The 17505-nt window shown below is 42.8% G+C and carries 17 protein-coding genes; 10 read left to right on the top strand and 7 right to left on the bottom strand.

Annotated elements, in window-relative coordinates; translation table 11 throughout:
- Positions 1-4: 4 nt before the first annotated feature.
- Positions 5-2380 (bottom strand): TIGR04279 domain-containing protein, encoded by a 2376-nt coding sequence (locus PHF18_RS05325; RefSeq protein ID WP_300099350.1) that lies wholly within the window; start codon positions 2378-2380, stop codon positions 5-7.
- A gap of 774 nt (positions 2381-3154) precedes the next feature.
- Between PHF18_RS05325 and PHF18_RS05320 the strand changes: the two genes are divergently transcribed.
- A complete protein-coding gene (locus PHF18_RS05320) occupies positions 3155-3394 on the top strand; it encodes a DUF2683 family protein (RefSeq protein ID WP_367279146.1) in 240 nt (79 codons plus the stop codon).
- 2 nt (positions 3395-3396) lie between these two features.
- Positions 3397-3657 (top strand): type II toxin-antitoxin system RelE/ParE family toxin, encoded by a 261-nt coding sequence (locus tag PHF18_RS05315; protein ID WP_367279145.1) that lies wholly within the window; start codon positions 3397-3399, stop codon positions 3655-3657.
- Positions 3658-3936: 279 nt separating this feature from the next.
- On the opposite strand, the gene PHF18_RS05310 is transcribed toward PHF18_RS05315, so the two are convergent.
- A complete protein-coding gene (locus PHF18_RS05310; RefSeq protein WP_300099344.1) occupies positions 3937-4821 on the bottom strand; it encodes a toll/interleukin-1 receptor domain-containing protein in 885 nt (294 codons plus the stop codon).
- 470 nt (positions 4822-5291) lie between these two features.
- Positions 5292-5789, bottom strand: a complete 498-nt coding sequence (locus PHF18_RS05305; protein ID WP_300099341.1) for a hypothetical protein — start codon at positions 5787-5789, stop codon at positions 5292-5294.
- 72 nt (positions 5790-5861) lie between these two features.
- On the opposite strand from PHF18_RS05305, the gene PHF18_RS05300 reads away from it, so the two are divergent.
- From PHF18_RS05300 to PHF18_RS05265, 8 genes are all read left to right on the top strand, one after another.
- Positions 5862-6035 carry a hypothetical protein gene (locus tag PHF18_RS05300; protein ID WP_300099338.1) on the top strand — a complete coding sequence of 58 codons (174 nt, stop codon included), beginning with the start codon at positions 5862-5864 and terminating at the stop codon, positions 6033-6035.
- A 103-nt stretch (positions 6036-6138) separates the two neighbouring features.
- The gene (locus PHF18_RS05295) at positions 6139-7080 is read left to right on the top strand and encodes a PHP domain-containing protein (protein ID WP_300099335.1); all 942 of its coding nucleotides are present in this window, start codon (positions 6139-6141) and stop codon (positions 7078-7080) included.
- Between the two features lie 486 nt (positions 7081-7566).
- Positions 7567-9351: an ABC transporter substrate-binding protein gene (locus PHF18_RS05290; RefSeq protein ID WP_300099332.1), complete on the top strand. Its 1785-nt coding sequence runs from the start codon at positions 7567-7569 to the stop codon at positions 9349-9351.
- Between the two features lie 10 nt (positions 9352-9361).
- Complete coding sequence (locus PHF18_RS05285; RefSeq protein WP_300099329.1) at positions 9362-9517, top strand: hypothetical protein; 156 nt, start codon at positions 9362-9364, stop codon at positions 9515-9517.
- 136 nt (positions 9518-9653) lie between these two features.
- Complete coding sequence (locus tag PHF18_RS05280; protein ID WP_300099326.1) at positions 9654-10601, top strand: ABC transporter permease; 948 nt, start codon at positions 9654-9656, stop codon at positions 10599-10601.
- Positions 10598-11515, top strand: a complete 918-nt coding sequence (locus PHF18_RS05275; protein WP_300099323.1) for an ABC transporter permease — start codon at positions 10598-10600, stop codon at positions 11513-11515. The genes PHF18_RS05280 and PHF18_RS05275 overlap by 4 nt, the downstream gene beginning before the upstream one ends.
- A complete protein-coding gene (locus tag PHF18_RS05270) occupies positions 11512-12570 on the top strand; it encodes an ABC transporter ATP-binding protein (protein WP_300099320.1) in 1059 nt (352 codons plus the stop codon). The genes PHF18_RS05275 and PHF18_RS05270 overlap by 4 nt, the downstream gene beginning before the upstream one ends.
- Positions 12561-13253 carry an ABC transporter ATP-binding protein gene (locus PHF18_RS05265; RefSeq protein WP_300099317.1) on the top strand — a complete coding sequence of 231 codons (693 nt, stop codon included), beginning with the start codon at positions 12561-12563 and terminating at the stop codon, positions 13251-13253. The genes PHF18_RS05270 and PHF18_RS05265 overlap by 10 nt, the downstream gene beginning before the upstream one ends.
- 446 nt (positions 13254-13699) lie before the next feature.
- On the opposite strand, the gene PHF18_RS05260 is transcribed toward PHF18_RS05265, so the two are convergent.
- The 4 genes from PHF18_RS05260 to PHF18_RS05245 form a co-directional block, all read right to left on the bottom strand.
- Positions 13700-14419, bottom strand: coding sequence for a dihydromethanopterin reductase (acceptor) (locus PHF18_RS05260; RefSeq protein ID WP_300099315.1), 720 nt, complete (start codon positions 14417-14419; stop codon positions 13700-13702).
- Between the two features lie 168 nt (positions 14420-14587).
- The gene (locus tag PHF18_RS05255) at positions 14588-15226 is read right to left on the bottom strand and encodes a DUF447 domain-containing protein (RefSeq protein ID WP_300099313.1); all 639 of its coding nucleotides are present in this window, start codon (positions 15224-15226) and stop codon (positions 14588-14590) included.
- Positions 15223-16278: a triphosphoribosyl-dephospho-CoA synthase gene (locus PHF18_RS05250; RefSeq protein WP_300099310.1), complete on the bottom strand. Its 1056-nt coding sequence runs from the start codon at positions 16276-16278 to the stop codon at positions 15223-15225. Before PHF18_RS05250 ends, PHF18_RS05255 begins: the two co-directional genes overlap by 4 nt.
- Positions 16265-17404, bottom strand: a complete 1140-nt coding sequence (locus PHF18_RS05245; protein WP_300099308.1) for a methanogenesis marker 9 domain-containing protein — start codon at positions 17402-17404, stop codon at positions 16265-16267. Before PHF18_RS05245 ends, PHF18_RS05250 begins: the two co-directional genes overlap by 14 nt.
- Positions 17405-17505: the final 101 nt, after the last annotated feature.

The following is a 17505-nucleotide window of genomic DNA, read 5'->3' as shown; positions in this document are numbered from 1 at the left end:
GGTTTTATCTATATTTCCTCAGTATAGCAAGCCCGATCAGGGTTCCTGTAAAACCTAGCAGGAAGGAGGGGATTTTGAGAGGATTTCTTACGACTTCTACTGATGCTCTTGCCTGAATGTAGGGTTTGATATCTTTGGATATGAATACTTCTGGAGTTTCAAGAGGGGGGTTAATTCCCAACAAGGAAGAGACTGTGTATTTTCTTGGAGAGATATTGCCGAAGATCTGATTTTCTGAGCTGGCTTTCAAGCCTGACCCGTATGAGTTTTCGGCGGAGATTCTCAGTTTTTTCTGGTTTATACCTGCAAGGCCCTCGTCATTTTCATAGGCACCTGCAAGGAGGAGGTAGTCTCCGGGAGGAAGTTCGAAGCTTTTTAGGGAAAGGGTGCTCTGGTTTTTTTCGCCTATACTTATCATGCCGTTGCCTTTTCCGATAAGGGCCTGGATATTGCTTTCAAGTTCTCCTTTTCCGGTTTCGGACTCAGATTTTATCAAGCTGGTTTCTAAACTTCTGATAATATCGATTCCGTTTACAATAGGCCTGATTCCGGAATTCATCGAACCTGGATTTGTACCTTCAGATGTTGTATAGGCATCTTCCCTTATCAGTACAGCCCAGTACGTATAATTCTTCAGAGCAGGTGCATTCTTCAGGTTCAGATTGACTTCAAAACTTTCGCCTTCTTCGAGGGTATACGGAACTCCGGCTACCAGTTCGTATTTGAGAACTTCGAAATAGTTCGCTAAAAGAATCTCTTTTTCGGATTCAGGCTTTTTGGTTTCGTTTCCTGCGAGGGTTATAAGGACCCAGTAACTGCCAGCAGGAAGAGGACCAACAGTCAGGGGAGATAAGTCTCCGTATTTGTTCAAAGTCGCAGGTATCTGGATGTAAGATTCTGTATTATTATTGAAGACATCTTCAAGAGGAATCGTGCTTTCGTTTATGCCGTTTGAAATAGCATTTTCAGGAAAATTCGAGCTTTTTTCCTTGACAAGATATATGTCAATTTTCTGCTGTCCGAGAGTTTCAGGCCCTCTATAGATTATCTTCACGCTCTCGTTTACAGTATAAAAAGAACGAAGAGAATAGGGATATGATTGTATGAGTTTCAGATTGTTCCAGCTACTACCCTCTGATTTTATCTCAGGTATTACCGACTCGTTTCCTGCGCTGTCATTCCAGTTGTATACTTTTATTTCAGGATTCGCTTCCCCATTTTCGAGGGATTTTGTGCCGTTGTATGTTTCAGTTTTTGATTCAGTTTTCGCCCCGATACTTATTTCATTACTTACATCTGTTTTTTGTTCAGAGTTAACTTTGGAACTTTCCGGACAATTTACTCCGGGACTTGCATCTGTTTTTTGACCCTGATCATCTACACAGGTACATACGTCTGTTTTTTGTTCCGGATCATCTACGCAGGTACATGCATCTGTTTTTTGCTTAGAATCTACTCCGGAATTTGCATCTGTGTTTGGCTTCTGATCATCTACTACGTCACTTGAATTTGTGTTTTGTTCCGGATCATCTACTACATTACTTGCATCTGTTTTTTGTTCCGGATCATCTACTACATTACTTGCATCTGTGTTTGGCTTCTGATCATCTACTCTAGAACTTGAATTTGTGTTTTGGTTCTGGTCATCTACTACGTCACTTGAATTTGTGTTTGGCTTCTGATCATCTGCTCCGGTACTAGCATCTGTGTTTTGTTCCGGATCATCTACTACGTCACTTGAATTTGTGTTTTGTTCCGGATCATCTACTACGTTACTAGCATCTGTGTTTTGTTCCGGATCATCTACTACGTCACTTGAATTTGTGTTTGGCTTCTGATCATCTGCTCCGTTACTAGCATCTGTGTTTTGTTCCGGATCATCTACTACGGCACCTGAATTTGTGTTTTGTTCCGGATCATCTACTACGTCACTTGAATTTGTGTTTTGTTCCGGATCATCTACTACGTCACTTGAATTTGTGTTTTGTTCCGGATCATCTACTACGGCACCTGAATTTGTGTTTTGTTCCGGATCATCTACTACGTCACTTGAATTTGTGTGTTGTTTTGAGTCATCTACTACGTCACTTGAATCTGTTTTTTGATTAGGATCATCTACTACGTCACTTGAATTTGTGTGTTGTTCCGGATCATCTACTACGTCACTTGAATTTGTGTTTTGGTAGGTTACATCTACTACGTTACTTGCATTTATGTTTTGTTCGGAGATATCTACTACATCACTTGCGTGGCTTTTTGTGCTGTTATCTGCTCCTGTAGCTGATACTGAAATTATTGAAAAAACAAGAATTAATAAAATCCAGGTTACTCTCCATTTTCTACCAGATATTCCTTTACACATCCCTGATTTTTTCTTCAATCACTACACCCCTTAATTATCCTTTTTTCAACTTAAGTTTGGGTTTTACGTTACTTTTCAAAGTGTCATCTTGATTGAAACCCAATTTGTTTAGAATTTAACTCTTTAGAACCTTTGTACCCACTTGTCGTATAATAATGGAAATCGGCCAAGAGCCTATCCGAAAAGTGTTGTGACCTGCTGTAACTTTCACGATAAGCAATATTCACAAACGGGAAGGATGCTCGGATATTATAGATTTATTGTAACTTTTGAACATGCATTACTGCCTTTTCGGATAGGCTCTAAGATTGTTTGATAATCGTTCGTAACTTTGTTACAGTTGGTTACGGTTTCTTATAAAAATACTTATCTTTTTGTTACAGTTACAATCAAAGCAAACCAGTGCTCTGGTCGTCCACTTATACAGGATTGGTGTTTTCAGGATAGAATACCAAACGCGACTTTTGATTGCGTATTGATGCCTTTGCAACATGATGACTCTACAAACGCCAAACTCACGGAAAGTGTTTGAAGTCCTCTTATTCTTTCCCAGTTTTTTCTTGTTCCTCTGGTTAAATTGGGTGGAATATATGCCCTTGGAAAAATATTAGATGAATTCGAGAAATCAAACGGCTTATTTTTGGGCTTTCTATGGTTATTATTATGATAAAAGAACAACTTGCTGCATGGAATATGTTACAGGTGACATAATCTCATTGATAAGATAGTATTATATGCGGTGTGTGCATATAATGTGCATACGGAATGCACATGATACAAGCTAGAGTTAAAATGTCAGACAAAACGAATCAAGTTCTGAATATTGTTAAAGCCAAATATAATTTAAAGGATAAGAGTGCCGCGCTCGACTTAGTTGTAGCTCAATATGAAGAGAAAATACTTGAGCCTCGATACAGTCCTGAGTTCATAAAGGAAATGCTTGATTCGGAGAATGATGAAGTAATTGGACCATTCAAAAATGCCGATGAATTAAAAGCATACATCAAAAGCTTGCCTGATGAGGATGAGTAAGCTTGTACAAATTGTTGATCAGAGGAAAACTTTCAAAAGAGCTGAGAAAGTTAAACAAGAAGAATCATGTACTGTTTGAGGCAATTTTCAAGAAAGCTAATGAAATTTGTATCAATCCTCAGCATTACAAAAACCTCAATTATCCTCTACATAAATATAAGCGAGTACACATTGATTCTAACTTTATACTATGTTTTTCTGTTGATGAAAAAGCGCAAACCGTGACATTAGTGAAATTAGCCCATCACAAAGATGCTTATTAATCAAAGTGTAAAACTCGCAACAGAAATTAAAAGCTCGTTCTCGATAAGTTACCCAATATTTCAATTAAAATAAATCGGAATCTCATCCTCTTTTTTAAATTTGATGGCGGGTTAATCGGTCAATTACTACGTATTTCTACAGGATACAGAATAATGGATTTCAGAAAAGCATAGTATGAAACATGGGAGAAAAATAAGAGAGTAAGAATGTCGAATATAAACTAAAAAAATATCAATAGAGAAAGTCAATCAACTCTACTCTAAGAGGACTGAATATTATTATTCAAAATCTTCATCAAAGTTTATAGAAGGTATGTCATTACGCATAAGATGATTAATGATCTTGAATCCACCAGGAGGAAGTTCCTTTTGGTCAGTTTTGAATTCTTCATCCGTAAATCCCATAGATATTTTTATGATAACGTTAAAGGCAACATTTTTTTGTTCGATGCTTAATTCTTGAAAATTACTGTACTCGAGAAAAACAGTTGCAATTCGTTCCCAAATGGCTATTTCCCTTTCTGGATTTAAGTCTCTCTTAAAACCATCCAACCAAAATTCCATTGAATTGGGATAAACATCCCATAAACTGATTCTGATTAACCTTATACTGTTTACATACAAAGAGCTCAAATTTTTATGTCTTATAGGACCTGGTACAATTGATTCAATCGGAACGAAAGATCTTTTGCCTTTCTTCAATGCATCATAAAATGCTAACTTTCTATTTATTCTTTTAAATAGATCCGGCCTTACAACTTCTATTATTTTTATAGCAATTTCATATATATTTAATTTTGAAGAAGAAAGAGCAAACTTATCCGCAAGAATAGCACTATAATTTAAAAGTTGTTCTCTATCAATTTGATGCCATATGGGTAAAATTAGCTTATTATTTCCTATTTCTTTGGCGAACAAACCTCTTAATTCATACTCTGGCCAATCTTTTTGAACAAAACTTGGAGAAAGGACAACGATGCCATAATTTGAGTTTATCAATCCTTTGTCTATAGATCTTGATAAACTATCTCCAATACTTAAAGTGAAATCATCATACCAAACTCTTATACCAAAACTATTTAGAGTCTCTGCAAGAGGCTTCACGAATGATTCTTTATCTTCACTTGCGTGACTTATGAATACATCCCAGTTCTTCGTGATCATAGTTCAATCTATCCATATTTATCACACTTTAGAGCCTTAATTTTTAAAATTATATCAAGAGATAGTATAAATAACTCTTTCTATTTTGCTTAAATATCAACATATTTCAAAATATTTCAAATATTACCAAAAGCGCCACCATGGTTTATTCTCGGTGATTTTGGGTAAGAGTTTCAGATTCAATTTGCTATTTTCCTGAATAAGAGTTTGAATATGAACAGCTTGGTTATGCACATTTTCATTTAACTTTTCGCTTTGGTCATCCTTCCTGCCTAGTTGATCACTCATTAAGTCTATCTGCTTTCTTGGGTCTTCTATTCTTTCCCCTAAAGCCTGTGATACGAGCAGATCGTTATTAAGGGACTTGCTTTCCTCGGTCAGTGAGCTGGCTTGTGTGCCGTTGTCTGCATCTACATCACTGCTTCCAACCCTCGACCTTTAACGCAGTAGAAAAAATTAATTTGGGAAATTTATTTCAACATTCCGTTTTTCCAGAAAAACTTCTTCTTCGGGCTTCGTTCAAACTTTTCAAAAAGCTCCGGAGAAAGCGCAGGAGACTTCGTTTCATCAAGAGGGATACAGAACATTCTTTTTGGCTTTCCGGCCTTGCCACCGAGGCCTATGACGACGTAAAACGGAATCTCATTGTCCCCTTCAAAACACCTGTAACGCCCCAGCTGCCTGGGACTTGACCACTGGAGTTTGCCTTTAAAGAGTTTTGACCTGAACTTGCATTCTACACAGAAGATTTCATTGGTAGGCTTGTAGCGGAAGACAAGGTCAGGACCGCAGTCGGATTCTACGAATCGCGTATGTTTTCTTGCCATATCTGTAGTCCACTGCACGATGGAGAAGTATTTTTCATCGAAGAGATCCACCACATACCTTTCAAAATCATCCCCTTTTTGCTCGGATTCGTTTTCAAAAATTACGCTTAAAATCGTCCTTAGCTTTCTAAATAGACCCATAGTTATACCACTATTGTTTTTGTGAAAATATCGGGATATTACAGTATATTTTTATAAATGTGGTGGTATGAATTGAAAAAAAAAGTGTATCAAGTGTTGAAACCGGAAAAAAGCCATGAAAGAGTTTTTTCAGGAGTAAAAAAACTAGGAGTAAAAAAACTTATAGATTCTGAGATGAGTTTCTCAGAAAAACTTAATCTAAAAAAAGGATTATATTATAGTAGGAGAAATATAAAACTTAATTAAAATAATCAGGAAAAAATAACAATCACTGGATTCTACACCTATGGGGAGAAGGTCGAAGAATTATCAGGAAAAATTGATAACACCGGAACGAGCAGCTGAGCTTATGGAGGAGGGCTGGAAACGGGCAGACCTGCATGTGCATACAACCTGTTCTTATGACGTGCTCCCGGTAAAAGATTTGCGTCCCGAGAGCCTCTATGAAAAAGCCCTCGGTATGGGGATGGATTTTGTCACATTTACGGACCACGATACAGTCGATGCATATGATATTCTCGGATGGGATAGGGAAAAACTGGTATCTGGCGTTGAAATGACCATATATGACCCGGAGTTCGCGGGGCACACCCTGCACGTGAACGTTTTCGACCTTTATCAGGAGGACTTTCTAGCACTTACTGAGATTGCAGAAATCGAACATGACCTTAAGAGTTTTATAAGATATCTCAAGCGCCATAAACTACCTTTTATCTACAATCATCCCTTCTGGTTTGAGGACCACCAGGAGCCTAAGCCCTCTGCAATACTTAAACTGGCAAAGCTCTTTCCCGTACTTGAATATAATATGCATGAGCTTAAGCAGAAAAATGAGCTTACGATCGCCCTTGCGGAAAGATTTGGCAAAGGTATCGCTGCAACAACAGACACCCACTCAGGGGGGCTGGGGAAGATATATACTCTTGCAAAAGGAGACAGTTTCAGGGAGTTTTTCAAGAATATAGAGAAAGGAAAAAGTTACATTGTTCCTGAAGACCTTACAAGGGAAATTCTGATAGAAGAAATGAATACATGGATAGACCTGATATTTGAAAAAAGTCAGAAGAGCCGGGATATAAAAAATTACCTTACAGGAATAAAGTCCCTGGATACAATAGTAAGGATCTCCAGGAGCGCACTTTTAAACTGCTCCCCCATGTTGAACCGGACAACCATGAGCTTGCTTTACATGATCTCAAATACCGGGCTTCCGGCTTCCCTCTATATTCACTCGAAAGAAAGCTTTGCAAGAGAAATTGAAAAAAAGATTGAGATTGAAAATCGGAAATAAAAACGCATTTTTTCTATTTTTCCAGTTTGATTGAAGTTTTCCAGTTTAATTGAAGTCTGGCACGTGAACTACCCCCACCTGTCGGACTGATGTCCTCCGAGAAAGGGTACTTCCCGCTGTTCCTCCGCGCTCCCAGAGTTAAAAGACAGGCTGCACAGGAATCTATTTTTCAAAGAAATATTAAAAAATCAAAAGGTTTATATTACAAAATTGTTTAGATAATAGAACATAAAAAAGAATAAATTCGTATGATTTTTAATTATGTAAATATTTAATCTTAATAAAAGATGCAAATAAAATTAAAAAATAGAGCACATTAAGGTTACCATTATCCTTCTTACTCATAATTCACGCATAGCACTGCCCACGCCCTCTATTGATGCAAAGGAGAGCAGGATAATAATTAGTTTTTCGAAATAACCGGAACCTTTGGTGCCATTTCTGTAATCCAGGAGAAAAGAACTTAGAACAGGAGGAGGCAGCAGGATGAAACAGGGGAAACATTTCACGGAATCAGGATTTAACAGAGGGTTGAAACGGTGGCTGACCTTTGCAGTACTCATTTTTATTTTTTGCGCAAACATGTATCCCGCAGGAGCGGCAGAACATGAGGCTTCCGGAGAAAATCTTACGCCCTCGAAAGAGGGGATTTTTGACCGGGTTATTACATATATAAAAGTCCTGCTTGGAGAAGAAGAAAAACTGCAAGACTCGAGAACCAGATCCGAAGAATCAGCCTCAGATATGGAGCAGTCAACAGATACCGAAGGAGTGGCCCTGAAAATCGCAACCCCAAGCGTAATAAAATCTGCATCATTTCTCGGGGATTCAAGTCTTGGAGTTTTTGCCCATCTCTCAAACCCACCCCTCATGAAAATAGACTCTGAGGGGCACCTTGCAGGCCAGCTTGCTGAAAGCTATGAGGTATCGGAAAATAATACATGCTGGACCTTCTACCTGAAAGACGACCTCTACTGGAGCGACGGAGAGCCGGTAACCCCCGAAGATATTGAGTTTTCGATCCGCTACTATGGGAAAGAAACGCCCTCGGCCAGATGGATAAACGATACACTGGAAAGTTCGGCTGTTTCGGATGCAAACAATTCCGTAACCTTCAGATTTAACAAGCCTTACACCCGCATTGACCTGGAGTTTGCGACCTACAATATCCTTCCTGCCCATGTATGGAAATCAATCGATAACCCCATGGAATACTTAAACGAAGGCCCATACGTGGGCTGCGGACCCTATTACCTCAAGCAGATAGACTTTAATGCCGGAAAACTCGTTTTTGAGATAAACCCTTACTGGAAAGGAAAGGCTCCGGAATCTGAAACTGTGGAGGTCCATTTTTATTCAAACGTGGACGTTGCCACTCTGGCCCTTAAAAACGGGGATGTTGACACTTATTATAAATATGCCGGGTCATACCCTTATTCCAGCATTGAGCAGCTTGAAAAAACCGGAGATTTCGACTTTCTTGAAAAAACAGACATCGGGCTTATCTTCCTTGCCCCGAACTTGAAGAGAGCTCCTTTTTCGGATCCGGAATTCAGGGAAACTCTGGCCTATACTATAAATTATGAAGAAATTGCCAGACTCGAGACCCAGGGGTACGGGGAAGTCCCAAACCGCGGTTTTGTGCCGCCTTCAATGGAAGCATTCAAGGAAACTGAAAAACTTGAGTACAACCCCGAAAAAGCCAGAGAACTCCTGGAAAAAGCAGGATATTCGGACAGCAATGGGAACGGAGTCCTGGAAGGAAAAGACGGGAAAGATTTCAAGCTTGAAATCCTTATCCGGCCGGAGTACGCCCGCACAGGCGAGCTTCTCAAAGAATATCTGGAACAGGTGGGCCTTGCCGCAGACTTGAGGACTGTAGATTCAGATACCTGGTTTACCCTTAAGGACAGTTATGAATATGACCTGACAGTAACCCGTTCCACCCCCTGGGGCATGCTCATGCACGCAAGCTGGGGAAGCGGCTATTTTGATTCAAGGAGAACAGGACAGGGGGTTATGCATAACCTGGATGATCCCGAATTCCTTCAGCTCTGCGACAATATCCTCGCAACCACAGACCCTGCAGAACTTCAGGATTATGCATACGAGCTTCAGGACTACTATGCAGAGAACCTGCCTGCAATTCCCCTCTACTGGAGCAACGTGGTTACTCCGTATAACAGGCACTTCGAAGGCTGGTACACTGATCCCCTTTACGGAATTTACAACCTGGATACCTTTGTAAATGTAAAGAAAAAATCTGCTTAAGGAGAAGGCGATGTATGGAGAGGACAAAAAGCAAGCTGTTCTGCGTTGTGGCCCTCTCTTTACTATTTTTCGGGAGATTCCCCTAGCAATGTTGCCTTCGGAAAATGAAGAAGCTTCAGGAATTGAAACTCCGAATGCAGAAGCGAATACTGATTTTAATGTTTAATGATAACGAAAATCGAGAGAGGTTACACATTCCTCCCCCACCTGCCAGATCGGATAAATCCAACCTGTCGAGGAAGGTGAATACTGCTCAGGCGGTTGAAAACGACAAAAAGATTTGAAAACGGCAAGGTGATACAATGAGTGAAGTGATTAAAAAAACACTCAGGTACGCGGCCTCCTTTTTCCTCATAGTTACCCTCAACTTTGCGTTTCCGAGGCTTATGCCAGGGGACCCCGTAAAGAATCTCATAGGGGAGGATGTCTACGTTTCGGAGACCGTAATGGAGGAGTTGAGGGCCGAGATGGGGCTGAACATGCCGCTTTACAACCAGTTTACAGCTTACATCGGAGATCTCCTCCGGTTTGACCTGGGTTACTCATATCACCTTCACAGCCCCGTTGCCGAGGTTTTGAGGGAGAGGATTGGCTGGACCATCCTTTTTGTGGGGGTTTCCGTACTCCTGGGGACAGTCCTTGGAACCCTGCTCGGGGCATACTCAGGCTGGAAACCTGAAACAAAGGCAAACCGCCTCGTATGCTACGGGTTTATTGCGCTCTCCTGCACACCTCCCTATTTCCTTGCCCTTCTTTTCCTGGAAATCTTTGCCTTCAAGCTCGGGCTTTTTCCTTTTAAAGGCTTTTATGACATCCCGACCCCGGAAAATATTATGTACCACATGTTTTTACCGGTAACTGTGATGACCCTCTTTTCCGCTTCCAGGAACTTCCTGATAATGCGAGGAAGCGTCATACAGGAAAAAGGGCAACTTTATGCCCTCTATGCCCGAGCAAAGGGCCTTTACGATACAGCCATTCTTTTCAGGCACGTAATGAAGAATGCTTCTCTTCCGATCATTACCCTACTGGCCCTTGATGTAGGATTTCTCTTTAGCGGAGCCCTTTTTACAGAGATCGTTTTTTCCTTAAACGGCATGGGAACCCTCATCTATGATGCAATAATTGGAAAGGATTACCCTGTCCTCCAGGGGTCGTTTCTGGTAATAGCCCTTGCAGTCCTGCTTGCAAACATGCTTGCAGACCTGCTGTATGCAGTTGCCGACCCGAGAGTCAGGAGGCCGGCATGATGCAAGAGGAAGCGTACATAAGGGAACGCCCCAGGAAATGGAAAGATTTTCTAGCCCATAATTTAAACCTTGATATCCGGAAATACAAAAGAAACCTGAAAAAATTAAACCGAGGAGGACTTTTTCTCTTTACATTTTTCCTTATCCTTGCCCTGTTTCCGTCCCTTTTTGCCCCTTACTCTCCAACCGAGCGTTTCATTCCTTATGAAGCCCCATCAACTGCTCACCTTCTAGGGACAAATGATATAGGAAATGACATACTCTCGGAACTGGTTTACGGGGCCAGAATCTCGCTGATGGTAGGCTTTGCCTCAGCCTCCATCTCAACCTTAATAGGCCTCATGATAGGACTCTTTTCAGGCTACTTCAGGGGGACGCCGGACGAGTTGCTTATGGGCTTTACCGACGTTGTCCTCATAATCCCGAAAATCCCCCTGATCATAATCCTGGGAGCTTTCCTGCACCCGAGCATCTGGATCCTGATCCTTGTTCTTGGGCTTCTTTCCTGGGAGTCCATTGCCAGAGTTGTCCGCTCAAAAACCCTGCAGATAAGGGAAACAGGCTATGTCAAAAGTGCCCGATGCATGGGTTTTTCCTCATTTCATATCATGGTCTCGGACATCTTCCCGAACCTCATCCACGTCCTGCTGCCCAAGTTCATGCTGGCAACGGCTTCAGCAATGATTTCAGAAGCTTCACTCTCTTTCCTGGGACTGGGGGACATAAGCATGAAAAGTTGGGGAATCATGCTTTCCTTTGCCTTTTCTCGAGGAGGCTTTATAAGAGACATGTGGTGGTGGTACCTGCCCCCGGGAATATGCATCACACTCTGTGTAATGTTCATCGCACTGATGGGGTTCGGGTTCGAAGGAAGAGAAAAAGAAAACGGAAAAAGGGGAGTGGATTCGGAATGAATGCCCTGCTGGAAGTAAAAGACCTCAACGTTTCTTTCCAGGGAAATGAAAACGAAAAAGGAAATGAAAACGAAAAAGAAAGCGGGACAGCTGTTTTCTACGTTTCATTTTCGATTAGGGAAAAAGAAACCCTGGCCCTCGTAGGGGAAACGGGTTGTGGGAAATCCGTCGTTGCACATGCGATTATGCGTCTGCTTCCCCCGGAATCCAGAGTTAAAGGAACAATAGAATTCGGAGGCAAAAACCTCCTCGAACTGAGCGAAAAAGAGATGACAAAGCTCAGGGGAAAAGAAATATCTATAATTTTCCAGAACCCTTCTCTTGCTTTAAATCCTGTATATTCCATAGGGCACCAGCTTGCAGAACCCCTCCGAATTCACGGACAGGAAAAAAGAAAAGGGAAGGAATGGAAGGAAAAAGAGGAGAGAAAGGAAAAGGTATGGAGAGAAAAGGAGGAGAAAAATGAGAAAGGGTTGAAGATGAGGAAGAACAATTTCTCAAACGTCGCAAGAGTCCTTAAACGTATGGGTTTTTCAAATCCCCATGAATATATGGGATACTACCCCTCCTGGTGTTCCGGAGGGATGAACCAGCGCTTTTTGATTGCGGCTTCAACAATGCTTGACCCAGTCCTTATTATAGCAGACGAACCCAGCAAAGGGCTCGACAGGAACCGCGTAGCCGAACTGGAAATAGAACTGAAACGACTGAAAGAAAAAAGTGAAACTGCCATTCTTCTCATAAGTCACGACCTCGGATTTGTGCGGCGGCTTGCAGATAGGGTTGCCGTAATGTATGCCGGAGAAATCGTTGAGATTGCTGACCCTTCAAGCCTTTTTGAAAGACCACTACACCCCTACACCCAGGGACTCCTGAACAGCCTGCCTGAAAGGGGGTTTGTGCCCATACCCGGTTCATCCCCACCTCTCAGCAGCCCGCCTGAAGGCTGCAGGTTCCATCCGAGATGCCCTTTTAAGGAAAAACTCTGCATGCAGGAACATCCCGAACTCAAAGAAAGCAATGGAAGGGCTGTGAGGTGTTTTTTGTGTCTCTGAAAGCCGAAAACCTCTCCAGGAAGTACGGGTCCGGCCTGCTGGGAAGGGGAAAATGCATTTTCCGGGACGTATCTTTTGAACTTGAACCCGGGAAAACCTTCGGGCTGATGGGCCCCTCAGGAGAAGGGAAAAGCACACTTGGAAGAATAATTTCAGGACTTGAGAGTCCCACAGATGGTGCAGTCTTTTTTAACGGGAATCCACTTTCCAGGATGAAAAAAGCCGAATATACAACTTTCCGCCGAAAGGTCCAGATGATGTTCCAGGACCCGACAGATGCCTTTAACCCCAGAAAGCGGATCAAGCATTCGATTTTTGAAGTCCTGAACCTGCTCGAGATCTCCGGAACCGAGCGTATCCGATGTACAAAAGAAATACTAAAGACCACAGGCCTCCCGGAAGAAGTTCTTTTACGCTACCCTTCCCAGCTCTCAGGCGGCCAGTTACAGCGCCTTGCCCTGGGCCGGATTCTCCTGCTAGACCCAGAATACATTGTCCTTGACGAACCGACCTCTGCTCTTGATGTTTCGGTCCAGGCCCAGATCCTCCACCTGCTGAAAAATGTGCAGGCTGAGCAGGGAATAAGTTACCTCCTTATCTCCCATGATGAGGCTGTGATCCGTTTTATGTCCGATAGCTGCGGGGAGCTTGAAAACGGGCAGATGGACTTGATTGAAGTGTGATACGGGGGCAGGTCCCGAAACAGGCAGATTATAAGGAAAAACTGAATAAAAACGGAATAAAAAAACTAAATAAGGAAAATTAAAGGCCTATTTGAATTTGCACCCCGATGTAAGCTTACAAAGAGAAAGGGAGAAAAACTGACAAAAAAAATTGGCAAACAGAAAGGAGATTTGAGTTGGAAATAAGAGCCCGGGTGACCACTGAAGAGGAAGAAAGAAAAGAAGATCGGAAGACTACATAGAATAACAGTGTTAACAGAATATTTATATATATGTAAAGAATATAAAAATTAACAAAACAATTTAAGTTGATATTAGAATCTTTTGCCAATGGAAATCTCCACAATTTCCACGGAAAAATGGATTATCCAGATAATCCATTTCCTTTTTTATTTTTTCAAATTTTTCATTGCCTGGACGTTTTTTGACCGGAAAAGTGGACAAACTTAGAACAGATCCAGAATGGCTTCCGGGCTTTCAAGTACAGTGATTCCCTGTAGCTCTTTTACAATCTCAACATTGCGCATGTCCACATCCCTGACCAGGACTTCAACAGGCCCGCCTTTGATGGCATTATACGGGCACAATTCCTTGCAAATCCCGCAGCCTTTGCATTTCAGGAGGTCTATCTGGTCTGTAACACCATTTTTCACAGTTATTGCTTCGTGGGGGCAGTTATCCCTCGGGGGGCAGTCCTCGCAGTGCTGGCACTGTTTCCTGTCAATGTTGTAGGGCATTTCCGACACTATCGAACCTTCAATGTCTACGGGCACGATATAGACCGGGACCCTTCCCTTAACAGCCTGGGCAACGGCATTGGTTACAAGGGAATCGGCAATTCCATAAGCGATTTTCGAAACTGTGTTTGAGGTTGCAGGCGTAACGAAGAGGGCATCGTACCTGTCAAGGAGAAAGCGCCCGACTTTGGGAGAACTTGAACCCTGCTCACTTTCCCGGAAGATTTCTTCAAGGTAGTCTCCTCCCGAGATTTTCACAAGCTTCTGCTCAAGCCCGTACATCCGGAGCACCTCTTCAGCTGCCCTGGAAATATACGTGTTTACGGAAAGCCCGTGGTCTCTGATTTTGAGTTCCTTAAAGACCTGGTAACTGCGATCCAGAAAATGTCCGGCTCCGGTAATTCCCCATGCAATTCTCTGAAAATTCATGGACAGAAGTCATGCCGTAGAGGATAATATAATTTTCTAAAAAAAGAGTAACTTAGATAGGGAAATGAAACCAGAAAGAATCAGAAAAGGATAGGGAATTTGAATGAATCAGAAAAGTATTTGGAGTTAGAAAGAAATTCAGAAAAGAATCTGGAGTTAGAAAGAAACTCAAATCCCCAGCACTTCATAAAGCAGTTTCATAGCTTTCTTTTCACCATCTCCCCCGCATTTGAAAGCAAGGGCTTCATAGTGTCGGATCCATTCAAGATATTTTTCATCCCCCGAAAGCTGATAGCGGGTTGCATGGACTGTAGCCTCAAGCACAGCATTGAATCCCCTGTTAGGTACGGGAAGGTCTTTCAGGTTTTCTTCATTAAAGCCCGCATCCACAGGAACAAGATCGGCAACAAGAGCCTGCTCTGTATTCTTAACATTAACGCATTCGAAAACGATCCAGGCAGCGGCTTCTTTTAGGATCGGAAACTTAAGCCCGCCAGCCGTTACATATTCAAACTCGGAGGGTTCAAGGTCGAAAAAGGTGGAACGCACAAAAAGGAGAGGGTCATAAACTACATTTGAAGCAAGATACCTTTCTTTAAAGACATTTGCCCAGGTATGGCTGCCTTTGAAGAGCCGGACAAAAGGCTTCCCACCCTTTGTAATGATACCTATAGGAGCAGCGTTCGGGCTCTCAAAGCCTGTGGTCACTATTACTTCAGAGATTCCCTCCCGGATCCCTAAAGAAGAGAGGGAGATTTCCGGAGAGAATTTTTCAGATTCCCTGCAATCAGAAGAAAGCCCGGTCAAAAGCGTAAGCCTCCAAGAAGAGAAATAAAAAGCCCTGCAATAATGATATCTGCCGTAGAACCCGGATTGATCCTTTTATCCAGAAGCTCGGAGTCAAAATCCTGTACTGCAGGAAGGATGGATGCAAAGTCCCTTGCTGTTTTCCCTGAAGTTTCCCAGCTTGAGAGGATCTCGCCTGCTCTGAAAGAAACATAATCTGCAGTTTCAATATCGAACTTGGTCTGGATGAAGGTATCTCTGTGCCTGGAAAGCAGTTTAAGGAAAGTATAAACTATAGCCTCGTTGATTCCTGTGCCCGAACAGCTGGAAACCGAGCCCCCGGTGAAAGCTTCTGCTTTACAGTTTCGTGCCTGCATAAACTCAAGAATGCTTTTTGCTCCCTCAAGGCAACGCCCGAACCCAGAGGTCCACTCATTTGCGATCAGGTCATACCCTCTGGCAATGTCCATAAGGCCGTAAAGGGTAATATTCTGTGTCCTGAGATCAGCAGTTGCTTCAGGGTCTTCAAGATCAAATTCTTCCACGCTATTTACCCTGACTCCCGCGTGCCCGAAAGCCCTGTAGAACTCAACCGCGTCTTCGCAGTTAGTTACGCGGACAAAAGCATGGGCTCGGGCAGCAAGACTCTCAAATTCCCCGGCATCAAGCCGGAAACCTGCTTTTCCACAGCAAGTTTGTTCTCCCTGTTCCCTGGAGATTTCGCCTGCAGCCATTGCCAGAGGAATCAGGAGTAAAAAAGCGCCAAAGTGGGTATTTCCTCCCTGCTGCCAGGCAGAACTTTCGTAAACCGCACTCCTGAGAAGTGTTCCTATCCCGTCTCTGCTCCTTGCAGCAAGCTCCAGGACAGGATAGACGGCAACTGAAGAAGCTATAAAATGCTCAAAACAGGTATCAGGATAATTATGTTCCCTATCAACGTTCCCCGGCTTTGGAGAGGCTGAGACCTCGAGCAGCATGGCAAGCTGTGCACAGCGTGCAATAAGACTCGAGGTTCGGGATTCCTCTGCCCATTCGGGAATATGACAGGAGAAAGCAGGGTTATTGAGATTCATTTACCGGAATCCTGGCATGGTCAAGAATGTATTTTGCCAGCTGCTCCTTAAGCTTCATATACTCTGCATCAGAGAGGTCAAGTGTGTTCAGGACACCGTCCCTGATCCAGCAAGGTTTTGTAATTTTACAGCACCAGACAAGGCTGCCGAAACAGGTATCCTCCCCGAATTCCAGCATTGTGCCTTTGGCAAAATCCATTTTTGTCCGGGCGAACTCTTCGGCAGTGTATCCCAGTTTTCGGGATTTCCCGTGCACGGGACAGGCTTTTACCGGGAGGCAGCAGAAAGCCAAACCCCTGAAATCCCCTTCACTGCAAACGTGTTTGGGAGCATTATACCAGCCTATAGACTCCTGATACGAACTGACACTCTCTACAAGTTCATTTATCAGTGTGGGGTTTTCCATAGCTCCCCTTGCAACAGAAACCATGTCAGCTCCTCGGGAAAACATCTCCTTTGCCGTGGCAAAGTCAGTAACCGAGTTGTTGCCTATAAGGAAGAGCCTTGTAGCATCCCTGTAACTTATGATCGCATCAAGGTCGGCTCCAAAACCTTCCAGCATGGCATCTACATGGATGATATCCGCCCCAGCCTTATCAATAAGCCTGGCAAGTTCGACATCATTCACTACATTTGCCCGTACCTTTACAGAAAGCACGACTCCTGTTTCCTTAATTGCCTTTATCCAGGCAGAAAGCCTGGGGAGGTCGTGCAGAAGGGCTACTCCTATGCCTGCTTCAAGCATTTCAGGCTGCTTGCAGTGAGCGTTTAACTCAAGGATTGCCCCTTCTTCCTTTACAATTTTTGCAGCTTCAATTAACGGCTCAAGGGTGGTGCTTCTTACGTTTACGGCAACAGCACTGCCCGAGTTTACTGCCCGGATTTCCGTTTTTATAAGCTCCATAGGTTCATCGGAAATGAACTCTTTTCTACCCCTGGCTACGAGCTTTGATGCAACTGCAATAGATCCTTCATCAAGATTGAAGGCTCCAAGCACTACCAGTCCGGCATCACATGCATACTGGTTGGCAAAAGCGCTGTCGACAATTCCTGCCATCGGCGCCAATGCAATGGGATTTCTAAAACGGACATATCCAATATGCAAATCAAATAGATAATCACTCATGTTTTACCTCTAAAAAATAAGACTGGAAACTAAACACAAAAATGATAGTTATAGTCACATATTAAGCTAACGAATTTTTTTAATCTTAAGAGAATATTACT

Origin of the sequence: Methanosarcina sp., assembly GCF_028693135.1 — an archaeon.
GTDB lineage: Archaea > Halobacteriota > Methanosarcinia > Methanosarcinales > Methanosarcinaceae > Methanosarcina.
Note: the sequence above shows the minus strand (reverse complement) of the source record. Positions and strands in the feature narration are given on the sequence as shown.